Genomic DNA, 17,302 nt, shown 5'->3' with positions numbered 1-17,302 from the left:
CCGACCGCGACGCGCGGCTACTCCGCCGGCGTCAGTCGCAGCAGGCGCCCCGCGCCCGCGTCCTCGAGCAGCCAGATCGAGCCGTCGGGTCCCTCCTCGACGGCGCGGATGCGCTCGCCGGTGTCGAAGACCTCGGCGTCGCCCGCGGTCTCGCGGTCGAGGTCGACGCGCACGAGTGCCTCGCCCGACAGCGCGCCGAGGAACGCGTCGCCCTGCCAGTCCTCGAAGAGGTCGCCACGGTAGATCATCAGGCTGCCCGGCGAGATGCTCGGAGTCCATGAGCGCGCGGGACGGGCGTACCCGTCCCCCTCGGCGTGGTCGGGGATCTCGCCGCCGCCGTAGTCGCTGCCGTCGGAGACCTCGGGCCAGCCGTAGTTGGACCCGGCCTCGACGAGGTTGAGCTCGTCGCCGCCCTCGGGCCCCATCTCCGACGACCACAGGGTGCCGTCGGGAGCGAGCTCGAGGCCGAGCGGGTTGCGGTGGCCCCAGCTCCAGATCTCCGCGGCCGCGCCGCCCTCGTCGGCCAGCGGGTTGCCGGGCGCCGGGTCCCCGTCGGGGGTGAGCCGGACGATCGTGCCGAGCGTGTTCGTCGTGTCCTGCGCCGGGTCCTGGAGCTGCCGGTCGCCGGACGAGACGAACAGGTGCTGCCCGTCGGGCGAGAAGGCGAGCCGGTGTCCGAAGTGGCCGTCGCCGTCGACCTTCGGCGTCTGCCTCCAGACGACCTCGAGGTCGACCAGGCGCGGCCGGTCGCCGGTCTCGAGCCCGGCACGCCCGACGACGGCCCCGGTGCCGCCGTCGCCCTCCTCCACCCAGCTCAGGTAGACGAGCCCGTCGTCCGCGTACGTCGGGGCGGGCAGCACGTCGCCGAGCCCGCCCTGCCCCGCGACGACCACCTCCGGCACTCCCCCGACCTCGACCCGCTCGCCGCTCCCGGCGTCGCGCAGGTGCAACGCGCCGGTGCGCTCGGTGATGAGCAGGTCGCCGGTGCCGGGCAGGAACGCCATCGCCCACGGGTCCTCGAGGCGGTCCACCTCCTCGACCACGAACGGCCAGCCGTCATCGCTCTCCGCCGTGGCGGGCCCGAGCGAGCCGGACGCCGCAGTGTCGCCCGAGCACCCGGTGGCGAGCAGGGCGACCAGCCCGGCGAGGGCGGGAGCGGGGGACCTCATGGCTTCCATCGTGCGTGGGGGTGGCAAGCCAGGGATGCGTCGGAAAAACTTCTGACACCGATGTCGAGACGCGTCGGACCCGTTCGACGTACGTGCGAGAACACACCCACCGCCCACAGGAGGAGCAAATACCATGCCGCGTTTCATGGGATTCGTCAGGATGGAAGAGAACATCGGGATGCCGCCGCAGTCGCTGTTCGACGCGATGGACGTCTACATCGGCGAGCGCGCCGCCAGCGGCGTCTTCCTCGACGGCGGCGGCCTGTACGGCACCGAGGACGCCGTCAACTTCGTGGTGCGCAAGGGCGAGGTCAGCCGGGTCGACGGGCCGTACGCCGAGGCCAAGGAGGTCGTCGGCGGCTGGTCGCTGCTGGAGTACCCCAGTCTCGAGGAGGCCGTGGCCGACCAGCAGAAGTTCGCCGAGCTCCACGCCGAGCACTGGCCCGAGGTCACCGTGGTGTCGACGCTGCGCCAGATCTCCGACGGCCCGGACGCCCCGACAGGCTGACCCGGCCTCACTACGCTGGCCCGGTGCCGGCAGGGACTCCCCCAGACGACAGGACGGACGACCCCTCAGATGCTTCGACAGGGGCCGTGATCGCCGCGTGGCGGGCCGAGTCGGCCCGCCTCGTCGGCGCCCTCACCCGGATGACCCGCGACGTGGACCTCGCCGAGGACCTCGCGCAGGACGCGCTCGTCGCCGCGCTCGAGCAGTGGCCGCGTACAGGGATCCCGGACAACCCGTCCGCCTGGCTGATGACGACGGCGAAGCGCCGCGGCGTCGACCACTTCCGGCGCGCCGAGACGCTGCGCCGCAAGGTCGCCGAGCTGCAGCACGACCGCGGTGTCAGCGGCGGGGAGGAGGCACACGTGCCCGACCTCGACGACCAGGTCGACCACATCGAGGACGACGTCCTGCGGCTGGTGTTCCTGTCCTGCCATCCTGCGCTCACCCCCGAGTCCCGTGCGGCACTCACGCTACGTCTGGTCGGCGGCCTCACGACCGCCGAGATCGCCCGCGGCTTCCTCACCAGCGAGGCCACGATGGGCCAGCGCATCTCGCGGGCCAAGAAGACCCTCGCATCGGTCCGCGCCGAGCTCGAGATGCCCACCGGCGAGGAGCGGGCCGCGCGCCTCGACGACGTGATGGCGGTGATCTACCTGATCTTCAACGAGGGCTACACCGCCACGTCGGGCGCGGACTGGATGCGCCCGGACCTCGCCGCCGAGGCGACCCGCCTGGCACGCATGCTGGCCGACCTCGCCCCCGACGAGCCCGAGGTGCTGGGGCTGCAGGCACTGCTCGAGCTGCAGGGCTCGCGCACGGCCGCCCGCCTCTCCCCCGACGGCACCCCCGTGCTGCTCGAGGCCCAGGACCGTACGCGGTGGGACCCGCTGATGGTCCGGCGCGGCCTCGCCGTGCTGCGGGCGGCCTCCCGCCTCGCCGCCACCGGCACCCCGGTCGGGACGTACTTCCTCCAGGCCTCCATCGCTGCGGAGCACGCCGTCGCCGCGCGCGCCGAGGACACCGACTGGGGGCGGATCGCCGCGCTCTACGACGTGCTGGCGCAGGCGGCGCCCGGCCCCGTCGTCGAGGTGAACCGGGCGGTCGCCCACGGGCGGGCACACGGCCCCGAGGCCGGCCTCGCCGTGCTGGCCGCGGTCGACGCGGCCGAGCTGCCCGGCTCGCCGCTCGTGCTGGCCGTGCGCGGCGACCTGCTGGAGCGGGCCGGGCGGTTCGCCGAGGCGGAGGCCGCCTTCGTCGAGGCGGCGGCGCTCACCCGCAACGAGGGCGAGCGCGCGGTGCTGCTGCTGCGGGCGCAGGAGAACGCAGCGCGGCCGGACCGGTGAGCCACCCCCTCGGTCGGCGTGAGTCGCCTAGTCGGGGACCTCCGCCCCTAGCGGTGGACCCTCGACGTGGCACAGCATGGAGCGAACTCCGACGAAGGGTGATCCCGTGCGACGCACCATGACCGCAGGCCTGGCCCTCGCGCTGACCCTGGCCGCACCGGCGGCCGCCGCTGTGATCACGGGCACCCCGGGTGACGACACGCTCGTCGGCACGCCCGGGGCGGACGTCGTCCGGGCCCGCGGTGGCGACGACGTCCTCCGCGGGCGGGCGGGAGCGGACCGGCTCCACGGTGGCGCCGGGACCGACGTCCTCCGCGGCGGGCTCGGACGCGACGTGGGCGGCGGTGGGTCCGGCCGCGACCTGCTCGCGGGTGGGGGCGGAGCCGACATGCTCTTCGGCGACGGCGGCGACGACCTGCTCGCCGGCGGAATCGGCCGCGACGTCCTCTCCGGCGGCCCCGGCGACGACAGGCTCCGGGGTGGCACCGGCGACGACTCCCTGACCGACGGCGTGATCAGCGAGCTGACCGACGAGCCCGGGGACGACGTGCTCCGCGGCGGCACCGGCGACGACTTCTTCGGCGTCACCGGTGGCCGCGACCGCGTCGTCGCCGCTGCGGGCGACGACGAGGTGAAGACGGTCGACGACGGGGTGCCGGACGTCATCGACTGCGGCAGCGGGTTCGACCGGGTCACCTACTACGCCCTGGACGGGGAGGGCGGCCTGGACCCCCTCGACACGCTGATCGGCTGCGAGGACGTCTCGGTGGCGCACTGACCGGGCTGCGGTCCGGGTCGGGTCGGAGGGCGGTGCGATGGACTCATGGGTCGACCTGTACTGGTTGCCGCTGGGCGCCGGCGGGTGGTTCGTCCGGACCAACGGCCGCGTCTACGAGCGGTTGGCCGCGTGGCGTGGGCACCGGCCCGCCTCCGACCTCTACCACTCCGCCCTGATGGTCCGCGCCGACGACGTCACCTACGCGGTCGAGATGGGACCGGTGTGGAACGTCGCCGACGACGACCGCGGCGTCCTCTGCGAAGGTCCCGTCGGGGCGTACGGCCTGGGTCGGCTCCGTCCTTTCCGCTACGAGGTGCGCTGCTGGGCCGGCGGCCGGATCCCCGACGTCGCCGACGCGATCGCCAGTCCCGTCCGCACGACCGAGGACCCGGCGCGGGTCGCGAGCGTGCTCGCGGTCCTCGAGCAGGTGCCACCGCTGGTCTGGGGCCGTGACGAGCTGGGCACCGGTGAGATGTGGAACTCCAACTCCGTGGTCGCCTGGGCGCTGGCCCGCGCAGGGCACGACATGGGCGTGATCCGCCCACCCACGGGTGGGCGCGCTCCGGGATGGATCGCGGGCCTCGAGCTGGCGCGGCGTCAGCTGCAGGCCCGACCGGGCGGGTCCGCCCTTGCCCCGCCGGGGTAGGAAGGAACCCATGCGCATCTTCTTCACGGGCGGCAGCGGCAAGGCCGGACGCCACGTCGCCCCGTACCTCGCGGAGCAGGGCCACCAGGTCACCAACGCCGACCTCGTCCCGCTCGACCACCCCGACGTCCACGACCTGGCGGTCGACCTCACCGAGCCGGGCGAGGTCTGGTCGGCGCTCGCCGGGCTGGCGACCTTCGACGAGCTCGACCTGCCCGAGAAGCCGTCGTACGACGCCGTCGTGCACTTCGCCGCGGTGCCCGCCATCCTGCGCACGGCCGACTCGACGACCTACGCCACCAACGTCCTCAGCACCTACCACGTGCTCGAGGCGGCGACCCGCCTCGGCATCCGCAAGGTCGTCTTCGCCTCGTCCGAGACGACCTACGGCGTGTGCTTCGCGCAGGGCGAGCGCCGCCCGCTCTACCTCCCCGTCGACGAGGAGCACCCGACGGTCCCCGAGGACTCGTACGCGATGTCGAAGGTCGCCAACGAGGTGACCGCGCGGTCGTTCCAGGCGCGCACGGGTGCGGACGTCTACGGCCTGCGGATCAACAACGTGATCGAGCCGCACGAGTACGCCGAGATGTTCCCCGACTTCCTCGAGGACGCGGGCCTGCGGCGGCGCAACATCTTCGCCTACATCGACGTGCGCGACCTCGGCCTGATGGTCCAACGCTGCCTGGAGACCGACGGCCTGGGCTACGAGGTCTTCAACGTCGCCAACGCCGACATGTCGGTCGCCGCGACGACGGCGGAGGTCATCGAGCGCTTCTACGACGGCGTCGAGGTGCGCCGCGAGATGCGGCGCGACGAGACGTTCTACGCGATCGACAAGGCGCGCGAGCTGGTCGGCTTCGAGCCGCGGCACTCGTGGCGCGACGTGCTCGACGACCCGCGACGGGGATGAGCGGAGCCCCGGCCCCCACGCGGGGTCCGGGGCTCGTCGCCGTGGGTGGAGCGGTCGATCAGGCCTGCTGGCCGAGCGCGAACTGGATGTTTCCCTCCTCGTCCACGCCTCCGTCCAGCACCTTGTCGGCCAGGAGCTCCGAGGCCGGCGCGTCGACGTAGACCGTCGCGCCGTCCTGCTGGATCACCTGGTCGTCGGCCTCGCCGTGGTCGGCCGGGCTGACGGAGAGGGACTCCCCGTCGACCTCGGTCGCGATGCGGAGCGCCGAGATCTCCGGCACCTCTTCAGCGAGCTTCTTGACGATGTCGGTCACGTTCTCGGTGAGAGCGAGCATGGGCTCTCCAATCCGTGTGGCGAATGTGTCCCCTCCACCATGTCGCGGACGGGGTGACGAGGCAAACCGGGCGTGGGGAGGTCCTGTCGCGCGGCCCCCGGCAGCGGCCATCATGGGGCCATGACCAACGACTCCGGGACCGGTGACTTCGAGGGCGCGACCTTCGTCAGGACCAGCTTCAAGGGCGCCACCCTGCGCTATTCCGACGTGAGCGGGGTGACGATGCGCAGCGTCGACGTCGACGGCCTCGACATCGACAGCCACGACCTGTTCATGGGGAGCCTGCTCGTCAACGGCGTCGACGTGGTGCCACTCGTGGACGCCGAGCTCAACCGGCGGTTCCCCGGTCGCGAGCTCCAGAAGGCGCAGACGCCCGAGGGCCTGCGCGAGGGCTGGGTCGCGGTGCAGGCCGCGTGGGCCGCGACCGTCGCCGACACCCCGCCCGAGCTGGTCGACGCCCACGTCCCGGACGAGTGGTCCCTCGCCCAGACCCTGCGGCACCTCGTCCTGGCGACCGACACGTGGCTCCGCCGCGGGATCCTGCGGATCGAGCAGCCGTTCCACGATATCGGCCAGATCTTCACCGGCGCCGCGGAGATGGGCTTCGACACCTCGATCTTCCGCGTCGAGCCGCCGACCTACGACGAGGTGCTCGCCGTACGCGCCGAGCGACAGCAGATGGTCACCGACTTCCTCGCCACGGTCACCCCCGAGCTGCTCGCCGAGGAGCGGAGGGACCCGTGGGGCTTCGACTGGAGCCCCACGGTCGGTGACTGCGTCCGCGTGATCCTCGAGGAGGAGTGGGCGCACCTGAGGTACGTACGGCGGGACCTGGCGCTGCTGGGGTGAACGGCGCGTTGGACGTCTCTGGCGCGTCAGGCGCCGTCCTCGGGTCCGGGTCCTAGTGTCGGTCCATGACGTCCGACATCCGCTTCTACTTCGATCCGGTGTGCCCGTTCTGCTGGCTGACGAGCAAGTGGGTCCGGATGGTGCAGGCCGAGCGAGCCGTGTCGGTGGACTGGCGGTTCATCTCGTTGCGCCTGATCAACGAGCACATCGACTACGACGCCCACTTCCCGCCCGAGTACGAGACCGGTCACACCGCTGGCCTGCGCCTGTTGCGTGCCGTGGCCCGGGCGCGTCACGAGCACGGCGCCGGTGCGGTCGACTCGCTCCAGGCCGCACTCGGGGCCCACATCTTCGACACCCCGCCCGCCGAGACCACGGTCGCCGACGCGGGCCTTCGGCACGGAACGCGGGAGTTCCTCGAGCCCGTCCTCCGCGACGTGGGCCTGCCCACCGACCTTGCCGACGCGCTCGACGACACCGCCTGGGACGACGCGATCCGCGCGGACGGCGACGAGGCTCTCGCGCTGACCGGCAAGGACGTGGGCACGCCGATCATCCACTTCGAGCCTCCGGACGGGGTGGCGTTCTTCGGCCCCGTGATCAGCCGCCTCCCCGAGCCCGAGCAGGCCGTGGAGCTGTGGGACCACGTCGTCGGCCTGGCGCGATTCCCCGGCTTCGCCGAGCTGAAGCGCAGCCTGCGCGAGAGGCCACAGCTGGTCGGGTTCGGAGTGCAGCCCGGCACCGTCGGCAAGCAGGAGGACTGGCACGGCGGAAGCCGCCGACAGAGGAGCGAGCGCGGATGACGCAGCAGTCAGATCCCCGCGCCCATCAGGACGGGGTGGTCGTCGCGACACGCCGCGCCGTAGCGAGGCGGCTCCCCGCCGGGGGAGCCGCCTCCGATGAGCGCCAGCGGCTGTGTGGGTCCGCGCGCGCTGTCGTGGTGCCTGGGCTCAGGCCCTGACCTTCTTGGTCCTCCGCGTCGTGACCTTCAACGAGGTGCGGCCGGGGGCGGAGGCGGTGACGCGCGCAGAGATCCGCTTGCCCTTGAGCGTGCCGGTGAGGCGGAGACGGTTCTTGGTCGCGCCCTTGATCCGCTTGCCGTCGGCGAACCACTTGATCGTGCGCCTCACCTTGCCGGGGTTCCAGGTTCCGGTCGTCACTCGCAGGCGCTGACCGACCTTGGCGTACCCCCTGATGCGCGGCTTCTTCAACACGGTGACGCCAGCGGTGGGCGCCGTGGTCGGAGCCGCGGTGGTCGGCGAGTCCGTGGCGGTCACCGGGGTGGGTACCGGCACGGGGACGAGGTCCGGGTCAGGAGCAGCGATCGGGGTGGCCAGCTGCGCGTCGTGGCGCTCGCTGGTGGGGACCGTCACCGTGCCCGCATCGCCGAGCGCCTCCTTGTCGTTCCAGTACTCGGTGACACCCGACACGGGGTCGCGGAAGCCGAGCGTGTAGTCGCCGCCGGGCAGCCCGCCCAGGTCGTAGGTGCCGTCGGCGCCGGTGAGCACCGTCCGGAACGAGGCCCATGCGGCTCCCTGCACGACGTACGCGGTGACCTCGGCGCCGCTGATGGCCTTGCCGTCGCCGCCGGTCACCGTGCCGAGGACGTGGGCAGCGCTCTGGAGGTCCGGGTCAGGCAGGGTCTGCATGCCACTCCCGTCGACCAGCTGCACGTCCTCGGCGTCCTCGATCCGGGACGCGTCGAGGTGGAACTCCGTCGCGTAGGCACCGGTGAGGTCGTCGAACCGCACACGGTAGGCACCGTCATCGAGCTTGCCGACGTTGTACTTGCCGTCGAGGCCCGTGACGTCGCTGTCCATGCTGACCCAGGCACCAGCAACCAGGGCCCACGTCGTCACCTCCACGTTCGGCAGAGGCACCCCGTCGGCCGTGACGACGCCCTTGATGCGGCTGGGCGGAGCAGCCTCCGCGGGCCCGGCGAGAAGTGTGGTGGACGTCGTTGCCACGGTGAGGGCAAGAATGCCTCCCGCCACCTTCTTGTACCTGTTCATGATCCCTCCGAAGACTGCGTCGCATCGCGGCGCGATGCGTGAGTACGACGGTGGCTCCCGGGACGGTTCGTCCGAGCACGAACGGACCCTCTGTGTCCGTACCGAGCATGGTGTTCCGCTCGCGTTGACCGATGGTTGAAGACCGGACCAGACCAGTCCTGGCCCGTGCGGCAGGCGTCTGCGTGCGTCTGGGCCAGTCGAGGACACGATCGGGTGGTGTCCGCTGGTCGTATCTGACCAGCGGCCCGGGACCCCTCTCTGGTCAGTACCGCTGCCCCGTCGCCCGGTCGCTGGAGGCGAGCCGGTCCTGTCCCTAGCGCGGCCCTGCCGCGAGCTCACCGATGCGGGCCCTGAGGACCTGCTCCGCCTGTCGCCAGAGGGTGGCCGAGTGTGCGTGGTGGTGCTGCACGGCGGACCCGGGCCGCGCCCGGTCCCGGCAGGCCTCCTGCTCCCCGGCCCGCAGCGCGAAGGCATCGGCCGCGCGACCGAGCTCACGGATCACCGTGGCTGCGTCGTCGAGCGTCACCGCCGTCATCGGTACACGATGGCGGCAGATCACCGCCAATGCGCTCATCCCGCAGCAAACATGCCCGAAATAGGGTGGCGTCGCGAGCGTCCCTCACGACGACTCCCGCGCACCGGGGCCCGCCTTCGGGGCGGGGCCGGTGTCGGTGGCGGGTGACAGACTGCAGGGCATGACCGCCCTCGACCGCTTCAGCGCGCCCACGCGTGCGTGGTTCGAGGCGTCGTTCGCGAGTCCCACCCCGGCGCAGGAGGGCGCGTGGGACGCCATCGCCGCCCGCAAGAACGCGCTCGTCGTCGCACCCACCGGCAGCGGCAAGACGCTGAGCGCCTTCCTCCACGCCATCGACCGGCTGCTGAGCACCGCGCGGCCCGACGACAGGTCCCGGCGCACCCGCGTCCTCTACATCTCGCCGCTCAAGGCGCTCGGTGTCGACGTCGAGCGCAACCTGCGCGCCCCGCTCACCGGCATCCGCAACACCGCCGAGCGGCTCGAGGCCGCCGTCCCCGACGTGACCGTCGGGCTCCGCTCGGGTGACACGAGCCCGGCCGACCGGCGCAAGCTCGGCACCACGCCACCCGACATCCTCATCACCACGCCCGAGTCGCTCTTCCTCATGCTCACCAGCCAGGCGCGCGAGACGCTGCGCGGCGTCGACACCGTGATCGTCGACGAGGTGCACGCCGTCGCCGGCACCAAGCGCGGCGCCCACCTCGGCATCAGCCTGGAGCGGCTCGACCACCTGCTCGACCAGCCGGCCCAGCGCATCGGCCTCAGCGCGACCGTACGCCCCCTCGAGGAGGTCGCACGGTTCCTCGGCGGCACGCAGCCAGTCGAGGTCGTCGCCCCGCCCAGCACCAAGGAGTGGGACCTGCGCGTGGTCGTGCCCGTCGAGGACATGACCATGCCCGGGGAGTACGACGAGGAGTCCGGCGACCCCGGCCGGGCGACGAGCATCTGGCCCCACGTCGAGGAGCACGTCGTCGACCTCGTCGAGCAGCACCGCTCGACCATCGTCTTCGCCAACTCCCGCCGCCTCGCCGAGCGGCTGACCGCCCGGCTCAACGAGATCGCGACGGAGCGGGCCACGGGCGAGGGCGGGGAAGGCGACCCTGGTTTCGACACGCCTCGTCCCTCGGCTGCTCAACCGGCGGTGATCATGGCGCAGTCCGGGCAGAGCTCGGGCGCCGAGGCCACCATCGCCAAGGCCCACCACGGCTCGGTGTCCAAGGAGCAGCGGGCGATGATCGAGGACGACCTCAAGCGGGGGCGGCTCCCCTGCGTCGTCGCCACCAGCAGCCTCGAGCTCGGCATCGACATGGGCTCAGTCGACCTCGTCATCCAGATCGAGTCGCCGCCCAGCGTCGCCAGCGCCCTCCAGCGCGTCGGTCGCGCCGGCCACCAGGTCGGCGAGGTGAGCCGGGGCGTCCTGTTCCCCAAGCACCGCGGCGACCTCGCGCAGACGGCCGTCTCGGTCGAGCGTATGCGCTCCGGCGCCATCGAGAAGATGTCGATCCCCGCCAACCCGCTCGACGTCCTGGCACAGCAGGTCGTCGCCGCGCTCGCCATGGAGGAGTGGGACGTCGACGAGCTCTTCTCCCTCGTCACCCGCGCCGCCTCCTACACCCAGCTCCCCCGCTCCGCCTACGACGCCACCCTCGACCTGCTGAGCGGCCGCTACCCGAGCGACGAGTTCGCCGAGCTTCGCCCCCGCATCGTGTGGGACCGGGTGACCGGCACCCTCACCGGACGACCGGGTGCCCAGCGGCTCGCGGTGACCAGCGGCGGCACGATCCCCGACCGTGGGCTCTTCGGCGTCTTCCTGGTCGGCGAGAAGGCAAGCCGCGTCGGCGAGCTCGACGAGGAGATGGTCTACGAGTCACGCGTGGGCGACGTGTTCGCCCTCGGCGCGACCAGCTGGCGCATCGAGGACATCACCCACGACCGGGTGCTCGTCACCCCCGCACCCGGCATCCCCGGCCGCCTGCCGTTCTGGAAGGGCGACTCCCTCGGGCGTCCCGCCGAGCTCGGCGCCGCGGTCGGGGCGTTCACCCGCGAGCTGGCGAGCACGTCCCCGCACGAGGCCGTCGCCCGGGTCAGGGAGCGCGGGCTCGACGAGTACGCCGCCACCAACCTCGTCACCTACCTCGGCGAGCAGCGCGAGGCCACCCAGGTCGTGCCCAACGACACCCAGGTCGTCGTCGAGCGGTTCCGCGACGAGCTCGGTGACTGGCGACTGGTCGTCCACTCCCCCTACGGCACGCCGGTCCACGCACCCTGGGCGCTGGCCATCAACGCCCGCCTGCGCGAGCGCTTCGACGTCGACGGGCAGGCGGTCGCCTCCGACGACGGCATCGTCATCCGCATCCCCGACACCGACGCCGAGCCCCCGACCGGCGAGGTCATCGTCTTCGAGCCCGAGGAGATCGAGCAGCTCGTCACCCAGGAGGTCGGCGGGTCCGCACTGTTCGCCAGCCGGTTCCGCGAGTGCGCCGCCCGCGCCCTGCTGCTCCCCCGGCGCGACCCCGGGCGCCGCAGTCCGCTGTGGCAGCAGCGCCAGCGCAGCGCCCAGCTCCTCGAGGTCGCGTCCCAGTACCCCGCCTTCCCCATCGTGCTCGAGGCGGTGCGCGAGTGCCTCCAGGACGTCTACGACCTGCCCGCGCTCGTCGCCCTGCTCGGGCGTGTGCAGCGCCGCGAGGTCACCGTCGTCGACGTCGCCACCACCCAGCCGAGCCCGTTCGCCCGGAGCCTGCTCTTCGGCTACGTCGCGCAGTTCGTCTACGAGGGCGACTCCCCCATCGCCGAGCGCCGTGCCGCCGCGCTGTCGCTCGACCAGGGCCTGCTCGCCGAGCTCCTCGGTCGCGCCGAGCTGCGCGAGCTGCTCGACCCCGAGGTGCTCACCGAGGTCGAGGCCGAGCTCCAGTGGCTCGCCCCCGACCGCCGCGCCCGCAACGCCGAGGCCGTCGCCGACCTGCTGCGCCTGGTCGGGCCGCTCTCGGTCGAGGAGATCCGCGCACGGTCCGTGGACGGCGCCGACGTCGAGGGCTGGCTGGCCTCCCTCGATCGGCGCGTCGCCCCCGTACGCATGGCCGGGGACGACCGCTGGACCGCCATCGAGGACATCGGGCGACTGCGCGACGGGCTCGGCGTCCCCGTCCCCGTCGGCACGCCCGACGCCTTCCTCCAGCTGCCCGAGGACCCCCTCGGCGACCTGGTCTCCCGCTTCGCGCGCAGCCACGGGCCGTTCACGACCGCCGAGGTCGCCACCCGGCTCGGGCTCGGCGAGGCCGTCGCCCGCCAGACCCTCCAGCGGCTCGCCCACCGGGGCCGCGTCCTCGACGGCGAGTTCCGGCCGTCCGGCTCCGGCACCGAGTGGTGCGACGCCGAGGTGCTCCGCAAGCTGCGCCGCCGCTCGCTCGCCCGGCTGCGCCAGGAGATCGAGCCCGTCAGCCACGACGCCGTCGCCCGCTTCCTGCCCGCGTGGCAACGCGTCGGCGGGTCCCTGCGCGGCCTCGACGGCGTCATCGCCGCGATCGACCAGCTCGCCGGCTGCCCGGTCCCGGCCAGCGCGCTCGAGCCGCTCGTGCTCGCCGCCCGCGTCCGCGACTACGAGCCCTCGATGCTCGACGAGCTCACGGCCTCGGGGGAGGTCATCTGGACCGGCCACGCCCCGTTGCCGGGCAGCGACGGCTGGGTCAGCCTCCACCTCGCCGACCAGGCCCACCTCACGCTCCCCGAGGTCGAGGGCGACGAGCCCGACGGTCTCCAGCGAGCCGTCCTCGACGCGCTCGACCCGGGCGGTGCGTGGTTCTTCCGCCAGCTCGCCGACCGGGTCGGCGCCACCAGCGACGCCGAGCTCAGCTCGGCCCTGTGGGAGCTGGTCTGGCAGGGCCTCGTCACCAACGACACCCTCGCGCCGCTGCGGGCGCTGGTGCGCAGCGGCACGCCTTCGCACCGCACCCGGCGTACGCCTCCACGGCTCGGCCGCACGACCGGGGGCCGGATGCCCGTCCGCACCGGGCCACCCGAGACCGCCGGGCGCTGGGCGCTCCTGCCCGAGCGCGACGGCGACCCGACCCGGCGCGCCCACGCCCGCGCCGAGCACCTCCTCGAGCGGCACGGTGTCGTCACCCGGGGCGCCGTCGTCAGCGAGCGCGTCGCCGGCGGCTTCGCCGGGGTCTACAAGGTGCTCAGCGCCTTCGAGGACACCGGCCGCTGCCGGCGCGGCTACTTCATCGAGGGCCTCGGCGCCGCGCAGTTCGGCAGCGCCGGCGCCATCGACCGGCTCCGCACCTTCGCCGAGCCCGAGAGCGGCAGGCCCGGCACCAAGCCGTCCGTGGTGGCGCTCGCCGCCACCGACCCCGCCAACGCCTTCGGCGCCGCGCTGCCGTGGCCCGACGCCGGCGACCCCGAGCGTTCGGGCCACCGACCCGGGCGCAAGGCCGGTGCCCTCGTCGTGCTGGTCGACGGTGCGCTGACGGTCTACGTCGAGCGCGGCGGACGCACCCTGCTCACCTGGAGCGAGGACGTGGACGTGCTGACGCCGGCCATGGCCGCGCTCGCCGACGCCGCGCGCCGCGGCGCCCTGGGCCGGCTGACGGTGGAGAAGGCGGACGGCCACGCGCTGATCGGCAGCGGCGGCGAGAGCCCGATCCGGCTCGCGCTCACCGCGGCCGGCTTCGTGGCGACACCGAAGGGACTGAGGTTGCGTGCCTGAGGGCGACACCGTCTACCGAGCAGCAGCCAAGCTCGACCGCGCGCTGACGGGCCACCGCCTCACGCTCACCGACTTCCGGGTGCCCGCCCTCGCCACGGTCGACCTCCGCGAGGGCACGGTCATCCGCTCGCTCTCCCGCGGCAAGCACATCCTCACCCGTATCGACCACGACCGCGCCTGGACGATCCACACGCACCTCAAGATGGAGGGCTCGTGGCACGTCTACCCCGAGGGCGAGAGGTGGCGACGTCCCGACACCCAGGCCCGCCTCGTGCTCGGCATCGAGGGACGCAAGGCGGTCGGCTTCCAGCTCGGCGTCGTCGAGCTCGTGCCGCGCGAGCACGAGGCCGACCTGGTCGCCCACCTCGGCCCCGACCTGCTCGGACCGGACTGGGACGAGGACCGCGCCCTGGCCAACCTCCGCGCCCAGCCGGACCGTCCGATCGGGCAGGCGCTGCTCGACCAGCGCAACCTCGCGGGCATCGGCAACATGTACATGGCCGAGCTGTGCTTCACGATGGGCGTCAACCCCGCCAGCCCGGTCTCGACGGTCGACCAGCTCCCTCGGCTGGTGCGACGCGGCAGGCAGATGCTCGACGTCAACAAGGAGCGCGCGATCCAGTCGACCACCGGCGACCTGCGCGAGCGCGAGCGCATGTGGGTCTACCGCCGTGACACGTCGCCGTGCCGGCGGTGCCGGACCCCGGTCGCGGTCACGATGCTCGGCGACCCGGGGCGCGAGCGCGCGGCGTACTGGTGCCCCAGCTGCCAGCCGGAGCGGTGACGACGGACGTCAGGCGGCCGAGGCGACGACGTCGCCCGACGGCCGCGCCGCCGTGATCGGCGTGCTCGCCACGATCTCCATCGCGGCCTCCTCGAGGGCCACCGCGTCGGCGACGTCGCGCAGCACGTCGGACAGCGGCAGGTCCATCGCCTGGCACAGCGACGCGAGCAGCTCGGAGGAGGCTTCCTTCTGGCCGCGCTCGATCTCGGAGATGTAGCCCAGGCTCACCCGCGCCTCGGCCGAGAGCTCGCGGAGGGTCATCCCGCGCTGCATCCGCGCGCTGCGCAGCACGTCACCGAGCAGTCGTCGGAAGAGCACCATGCGCGAGGTCCTTACTCTCGGGAGATCCGTTGCGAGGGGAAGCCGTCTGGCCCAACGCTACCCGAGGGCTCCTTCTTCCCGCGCGAAGACCTCGACATCGCCCAGTCGGGCCGCCAGGTCTGCCAGCACGGCGTCGCACGTCGCCTGCCGGATCGCGAGCCGGTCCCCCGTCAGCGCCAGCAGCCGGGCCGCCACGCCCGACGGTCCGGCGACCGCGATCCAGACGGTGCCGACCGGGTGTCCGTCCTGCTCGTCCGGACCCGCGACGCCGGTCGTCGCGAGCCCCCACGTGGCGCCGAGCCGGGTGCGTACGCCCTGTGCCATGGCCACCGCGCACTCCTGCGAGACGACGCCATGGCGCTGCACGACCGCGTCCGGCACGTCGAGCAGCGCGACCTTGACGCGGGTGGCGTACGACACCACCCCGCCGACAAAGCTGCGGGACGCTCCCGGCACGTCGGTGAGCCGGGCCGCGAGGAGGCCGCCGGTCAACGACTCGGCGCTCGCCAGCGTCTCTCCGCGCCCGGCCAGCGCCTCGAGGACCTGCTCGGCCACACCTCCTGACCACATGTCCGCGACACTAGCCGCATGGCACTCCCCATCGAGGACTACGCGCTGATCGGCGACCGCGGCACGGCAGCCCTGGTCGGGAGGGACGGGTCGATCGACTGGTTGTGCCTGCCCCGCTTCGACTCCCCCGCCTGCTTCGCCGCCCTGCTCGGCACCGAGGAGCACGGGCGGTGGCTCCTCGCCCCGGCCGATGAGGTGGTGGCGACGCGACGCAGGTACGTCGACGGCACCGCGTTGCTCGAGACGACCTTCACCACCGCCGACGGCGAGGTGGTGCTGCTCGACGTGATGCCGACCGGCGACGGCCGCGCGGACGTCGTGCGCCGCCTCACCTGCACCCGCGGGACCGTGCGCATCCGGCACGACTGGGTGGTGCGCACCGACTACGGGCGGGTGCGCCCCTGGGTGAGCCGCGAGCACGCGGACGGCGACGAGGTGGTCGTCGCGGTCGCGGGGCCGGACAAGTTCGTGCTCCGGGGTCCGCACCTGCCGCACGGCCGACACGGCCACCACACCGAGGAGTTCGACCTGGCGGCCGGCGAGGAGGCGACGTTCTCGATGACATGGGTCCGCTCGTGGCGCGACGTGCCCGTGCCGCTGTGCTTCGACGGGCGCATCGACGCGACGACCGACCGGCAGCGTGCCTGGTCCGAGCGCGCGCCCGAGGACGTGCCCCACGCGGACCTGGTGCGGCGCAGCCTGCTCACCCTGCTGCTGATGACGCACGCCGAGACCGGCGGCATCGTCGCTGCGCCCACGACGTCGCTGCCGGAGGACTTCGGCGGCGAGCGGAACTGGGACTACCGCTTCTGCTGGCTGCGAGACGCCGCGCTCACCCTCGAGTCCTTGCTCGGCGCCGGCTACGCCGAGGAGGCGCTGGAGTGGCGCGGGTGGCTGCTGCGGGCGGTCGCCGGGGACCCTGCGGACCTGCAGATCATGTACACCGTGGACGGCGGTCGCCAGCTGCCCGAGCGGGAGGTGCCGCACCTGCCCGGGTACGCCGGCAGCCGGCCCGTGCGCATCGGCAACGGCGCGGTGTCGCAGCGGCAGAACGACGTGCTCGGCGAGGTGATGATCGCCCTCGACCTGGCCCGGGCCGCGGGGCTGGACGAGACGCACAACTCGTGGGCGCTGCAGCGCGCGCTCGTCGACGAGCTCGCCGACCGCTGGGACGAGCCCGACAACGGCCTGTGGGAGATCCGCGGGCCCCAGCGGCACTTCACCCACTCCCGGGTGATGGTGTGGGTCGCGTTCGACCGGGCGGTCGCCGCCGTCGAGCAGCACGGCCTCGACGGACCGGTCGAGCGCTGGCGCGACCTGCGCGACCGGGTGCGCGAGGAGATCCTCGACAAGGGCTTCGACGAGGAGCGCGGGACCTTCACGCAGCACTACGACACGACGGCGGTCGACGCCTCGCTGCTCACGATTCCGCTCGTCGGGTTCCTGCCCGGCGACGACCCGCGCGTGCTCGGCACGATCGAGGCCGTCCTGGCCGACCTCGACTCCGACGGTCTCCTGCTGCGCTATCGCACGGAGACCGGGGTCGACGGACTCTCCGGCGACGAGCACCCGTTCCTGGCGTGCTCGTTCTGGCTGGTGTCGGCACTCGCGGCGGCCGGGCGCCGCGATGAGGCGACGGCCCTGATGGACCGGCTGTGCGGTCTGGCCAACGACGTCGGCCTGCTGTCGGAGGAGTACGACGCGGTGCACGGGCGGATGGCCGGCAACTTCCCTCAGGCCTTCAGCCACCTGGCCTTGGTGCAGGCGGCCCTCGCCCTGCGCTGAGCAGGACGACGGCCCGGCCCCCTGAAGGGGAACCGGGCCGCCGGTGCTCGCGA

General features: G+C 73.2%; 16 protein-coding genes. 10 read left to right on the top strand and 6 right to left on the bottom strand.

The window, feature by feature from the left end; translation table 11 throughout:
• Positions 1-17: 17 nt before the first annotated feature.
• Positions 18-1,169, bottom strand: a complete 1,152-nt coding sequence (locus EXE59_RS16975; protein WP_135839962.1) for a PQQ-dependent sugar dehydrogenase — start codon at positions 1,167-1,169, stop codon at positions 18-20.
• A 160-nt stretch (positions 1,170-1,329) separates the two neighbouring features.
• Between EXE59_RS16975 and EXE59_RS16970 the strand changes: the two genes are divergently transcribed.
• The 5 genes from EXE59_RS16970 (at position 1,330) to EXE59_RS16950 (ending at position 5,354) form a co-directional block, all read left to right on the top strand.
• Positions 1,330-1,677, top strand: coding sequence for a YciI family protein (locus tag EXE59_RS16970; protein ID WP_246056846.1), 348 nt, complete (start codon positions 1,330-1,332; stop codon positions 1,675-1,677).
• Positions 1,678-1,763: 86 nt separating this feature from the next.
• Positions 1,764-3,020, top strand: a complete 1,257-nt coding sequence (locus EXE59_RS16965; RefSeq protein WP_135839960.1) for an RNA polymerase sigma factor — start codon at positions 1,764-1,766, stop codon at positions 3,018-3,020.
• A 106-nt stretch (positions 3,021-3,126) separates the two neighbouring features.
• Positions 3,127-3,798, top strand: coding sequence for a calcium-binding protein (locus EXE59_RS16960; RefSeq protein ID WP_168218567.1), 672 nt, complete (start codon positions 3,127-3,129; stop codon positions 3,796-3,798).
• 37 nt (positions 3,799-3,835) lie between these two features.
• The gene (locus EXE59_RS16955) at positions 3,836-4,444 is read left to right on the top strand and encodes a hypothetical protein (protein ID WP_135839958.1); all 609 of its coding nucleotides are present in this window, start codon (positions 3,836-3,838) and stop codon (positions 4,442-4,444) included.
• A 10-nt stretch (positions 4,445-4,454) separates the two neighbouring features.
• Positions 4,455-5,354 carry an NAD-dependent epimerase/dehydratase family protein gene (locus EXE59_RS16950; protein WP_135839957.1) on the top strand — a complete coding sequence of 300 codons (900 nt, stop codon included), beginning with the start codon at positions 4,455-4,457 and terminating at the stop codon, positions 5,352-5,354.
• Positions 5,355-5,412: 58 nt separating this feature from the next.
• Here the strand turns inward: EXE59_RS16950 and EXE59_RS23880 are convergent, their stop codons facing one another.
• Entirely contained in the window at positions 5,413-5,688 is a 276-nt protein-coding gene (locus EXE59_RS23880; RefSeq protein ID WP_168218566.1) for a Fe-S cluster assembly protein HesB, read from the bottom strand.
• Between the two features lie 120 nt (positions 5,689-5,808).
• Between EXE59_RS23880 and EXE59_RS16945 the strand changes: the two genes are divergently transcribed.
• Together EXE59_RS16945 and EXE59_RS16940 are read left to right on the top strand one after the other, a co-directional pair.
• Positions 5,809-6,537, top strand: a complete 729-nt coding sequence (locus tag EXE59_RS16945) for a DinB family protein (RefSeq protein WP_135839956.1) — start codon at positions 5,809-5,811, stop codon at positions 6,535-6,537.
• Positions 6,538-6,602: 65 nt separating this feature from the next.
• Entirely contained in the window at positions 6,603-7,340 is a 738-nt protein-coding gene (locus EXE59_RS16940) for a mycothiol-dependent nitroreductase Rv2466c family protein (RefSeq protein ID WP_135839955.1), read from the top strand.
• Between the two features lie 147 nt (positions 7,341-7,487).
• Here EXE59_RS16940 and EXE59_RS16935 read toward each other — a convergent pair whose 3' ends face one another.
• Positions 7,488-8,549, bottom strand: a complete 1,062-nt coding sequence (locus EXE59_RS16935) for a carboxypeptidase-like regulatory domain-containing protein (RefSeq protein WP_168218565.1) — start codon at positions 8,547-8,549, stop codon at positions 7,488-7,490.
• A 313-nt stretch (positions 8,550-8,862) separates the two neighbouring features.
• Positions 8,863-9,084, bottom strand: a complete 222-nt coding sequence (locus EXE59_RS23875) for a hypothetical protein (protein ID WP_168218564.1) — start codon at positions 9,082-9,084, stop codon at positions 8,863-8,865.
• A 160-nt stretch (positions 9,085-9,244) separates the two neighbouring features.
• Here EXE59_RS23875 and EXE59_RS16930 point away from each other — a divergent pair, with 160 nt between their 5' ends.
• Both EXE59_RS16930 and EXE59_RS16925 read left to right on the top strand, forming a co-directional pair.
• Entirely contained in the window at positions 9,245-13,789 is a 4,545-nt protein-coding gene (locus tag EXE59_RS16930; protein ID WP_135839953.1) for an ATP-dependent helicase, read from the top strand.
• Positions 13,782-14,573, top strand: a complete 792-nt coding sequence (locus EXE59_RS16925; RefSeq protein ID WP_135839952.1) for a DNA-formamidopyrimidine glycosylase family protein — start codon at positions 13,782-13,784, stop codon at positions 14,571-14,573. The genes EXE59_RS16930 and EXE59_RS16925 overlap by 8 nt, the downstream gene beginning before the upstream one ends.
• Positions 14,574-14,582: 9 nt before the next feature.
• Here the strand turns inward: EXE59_RS16925 and EXE59_RS16920 are convergent, their stop codons facing one another.
• Positions 14,583-14,894, bottom strand: coding sequence for a helix-turn-helix domain-containing protein (locus EXE59_RS16920; RefSeq protein WP_135839951.1), 312 nt, complete (start codon positions 14,892-14,894; stop codon positions 14,583-14,585).
• A 57-nt stretch (positions 14,895-14,951) separates the two neighbouring features.
• Positions 14,952-15,464, bottom strand: coding sequence for a CinA family protein (locus EXE59_RS16915; protein ID WP_135839950.1), 513 nt, complete (start codon positions 15,462-15,464; stop codon positions 14,952-14,954).
• Positions 15,465-15,482: 18 nt separating this feature from the next.
• Here EXE59_RS16915 and EXE59_RS16910 point away from each other — a divergent pair, with 18 nt between their 5' ends.
• Positions 15,483-17,249: a glycoside hydrolase family 15 protein gene (locus EXE59_RS16910; protein WP_135839949.1), complete on the top strand. Its 1,767-nt coding sequence runs from the start codon at positions 15,483-15,485 to the stop codon at positions 17,247-17,249.
• The last annotated feature ends 53 nt before the right edge of the window (positions 17,250-17,302 follow it).

It is taken from the genome of Nocardioides eburneiflavus (assembly GCF_004785795.1).
Lineage (GTDB): Bacteria > Actinomycetota > Actinomycetes > Propionibacteriales > Nocardioidaceae > Nocardioides > Nocardioides eburneiflavus.
This window is presented reverse-complemented; position numbering and strand designations above follow the sequence as displayed.

Bases quoted from the DNA above. Each gene is read 5' to 3' on its own strand.
- EXE59_RS16975 (WP_135839962.1), bottom strand. From the start codon at position 1,169: ATGAGGTCCCCCGCTCCCGCCCTCGCCGGGCTGGTCGCCCTGCTCGCC.
- EXE59_RS16970 (WP_246056846.1), top strand. From the start codon at position 1,330: ATGGAAGAGAACATCGGGATGCCGCCGCAGTCGCTGTTCGACGCGATG.
- EXE59_RS16955 (WP_135839958.1), top strand. From the start codon at position 3,836: ATGGACTCATGGGTCGACCTGTACTGGTTGCCGCTGGGCGCCGGCGGG.
- EXE59_RS16950 (WP_135839957.1), top strand. From the start codon at position 4,455: ATGCGCATCTTCTTCACGGGCGGCAGCGGCAAGGCCGGACGCCACGTC.
- EXE59_RS23880 (WP_168218566.1), bottom strand. From the start codon at position 5,688: ATGCTCGCTCTCACCGAGAACGTGACCGACATCGTCAAGAAGCTCGCT.
- EXE59_RS16945 (WP_135839956.1), top strand. From the start codon at position 5,809: ATGACCAACGACTCCGGGACCGGTGACTTCGAGGGCGCGACCTTCGTC.
- EXE59_RS16940 (WP_135839955.1), top strand. From the start codon at position 6,603: ATGACGTCCGACATCCGCTTCTACTTCGATCCGGTGTGCCCGTTCTGC.
- EXE59_RS16935 (WP_168218565.1), bottom strand. From the start codon at position 8,549: ATGAACAGGTACAAGAAGGTGGCGGGAGGCATTCTTGCCCTCACCGTG.
- EXE59_RS23875 (WP_168218564.1), bottom strand. From the start codon at position 9,084: ATGACGGCGGTGACGCTCGACGACGCAGCCACGGTGATCCGTGAGCTC.
- EXE59_RS16930 (WP_135839953.1), top strand. From the start codon at position 9,245: ATGACCGCCCTCGACCGCTTCAGCGCGCCCACGCGTGCGTGGTTCGAG.
- EXE59_RS16920 (WP_135839951.1), bottom strand. From the start codon at position 14,894: ATGGTGCTCTTCCGACGACTGCTCGGTGACGTGCTGCGCAGCGCGCGG.
- EXE59_RS16915 (WP_135839950.1), bottom strand. From the start codon at position 15,464: ATGTGGTCAGGAGGTGTGGCCGAGCAGGTCCTCGAGGCGCTGGCCGGG.
- EXE59_RS16910 (WP_135839949.1), top strand. From the start codon at position 15,483: ATGGCACTCCCCATCGAGGACTACGCGCTGATCGGCGACCGCGGCACG.